1 protein-coding gene is annotated in these 1,956 nt (G+C 41.6%); it reads left to right on the top strand.

Annotated elements, in window-relative coordinates; translation table 11 throughout:
- Window positions 1-254: 254 nt before the first annotated feature.
- Window positions 255-1,956 (top strand): S-layer homology domain-containing protein (locus AC1DVJ_RS30765; protein WP_477596699.1); only part of this gene is annotated, 1,702 nt, incomplete at its 3' end.

Here is a 1,956-nt window from a genome sequence, read left to right as displayed (position 1 = left end):
TTATTATTCTCATTATTATTGATCCATCGTATAATGGCTTTATGAGACGCCATGTAGAAGATTCCATGAAAATACCAGTTGGGGAACTAGAATCAGAGGAGCGAAATTAATTGTTAAATAAGAAAAATAATTATCAAATAAATACCTCAAGTCCCTTTAATATCTTCCTTGTAAAATGATGTGTGTAAAAGTTTTAGCAACAAGCCAGAATTCAAAACGGACATGTAATTCACAGCAGGAGGAACTGACAAAAAGTGGTTAAATTGTTGAAAAGTATGAAAAGTATGAAAAGTGAAAAAGTCGTTTCTACTACTCTCGCAGTAGCAATGCTTTTATCCTTAGCACCTTCAGCAGCTCTTGCTGCCGCAGATGATTATCAAGACAATTGGGCTAAGAAGTCAATCGAAAAACTACTAACTGCGGGTATTATTGAGGGTGACGGTCAAGGTATGAGACCTAACGCCACGATGAACAGAGCCGAGTTCGTCACAGTGGTTAATAAAGCGGGCAATTTACAATCGGTAAAACCGCTTCCAGAAGGTATGTACAAGGATGTAACACCTAACAAGTGGTACTTCGAATCCGTGGTTAGAGCTATATCAGACGGTTATATGGTTGGAGATGGCGTAAATTTCCGTCCAGAGGATGTGATAACTCGGGAAGAAATTTGTGCAGCCCTAGTACGACTGTATAATGTTCCCCTGGACAAGTCGAATTCCGCACCATTCAAGGATGCCAGTAGCATTTCTGATTGGGCAAAAGATGCGGTGACAGCCCTGACGAATATGGGTTTATTTAAGGGCTATGAGGACGGGACTTTCGGAGCGAGAAATCGGGTAACTCGATCTGAGGTTTTTTCTGTTGTTGATCGCGTCTTAACCTACCAAGAAAAAGTAGGTGAGTTGAGCTCTGGTAAGCCTGTACAAGACCTTGATATCTTCACGAAAGAAGATCCTAAACCCATACCAGATCCATCTTCCAAGCCAAGTTCGAAACAAAGCTCAACACCCCCAATCGAGTCACCTTCTCCACCTATTTCAAGTCCTACTCCTATTTCTCCAAAAGTAACTGGAGTTAAGGTGGACTCAATCCCGAAAGGTAAGTCTCAAATAGGGGTTGGCGAGACTCTAATCTTATCGGCACTAGTCGATGGGGTTGGTATGTATTCGAGTGAAGTTATTTGGTCGGTTACAGRCAATTCCGATTCTCAAACATCAATTGACTCTACGGGTAGACTTTATGTGTCTTTAACAGAAACGGCCAAAACTCTAATTGTAACAGCCGCTTCAACTGCCGATCCTAGTTTTTCATCTCAAGTGAAATTGTCGGTTCTTCCGAGCATAGGTGGTATTCTATTAAGTTCCACCCCTTCGCACAACACGGGAGTAAAAGTTGGCAATAGCGTAAATTTCTCTGCAATAGTTCAAGGCACTGGTGTTTTTGACAACACAGTGACTTGGTCTATCTCTGGAAATTCAGACAACCAAACAACAATCAGCTCGACAGGTACGCTGACAGTGGCACCAAATGAAATGACTCCTTCAATTAATGTAACAGCGACATCAACTGCTGATTCTAGTGTAACGGGTTCCGTATACGTCCAAGTCAATCCAATAGTATCGACCATAACATTAGGTACAAATAAGACAGTTATTGATGCAGGTTCTGACCTTCCACTAACGGTTTCAGTACAAGGCTCAGGAAATGTTTCACAAAATGTGGCTTGGCAAATAACGGGCAATACGGATGCCGCTACGAGGGTAGAAAACGGCGTGTTGCATCTTGGTTTGGGCGAAACAGCAGGACATATTTCTCTTACTGCTAGTTCTGTTTATGATCCATCAAAATCGGCTTCAATCGACAATTTGACAATTGTCAGAAGAATGTTCACTTTGGATGGTAAGAACACAGTCGTTTATGATCGAATCAAAGCTCAAACGTCCTATAATTTTACGC

The organism is Paenibacillus sp. P4_A9 (assembly GCF_056402415.1).
Note: the sequence above shows the minus strand (reverse complement) of the source record. Positions and strands in the feature narration are given on the sequence as shown.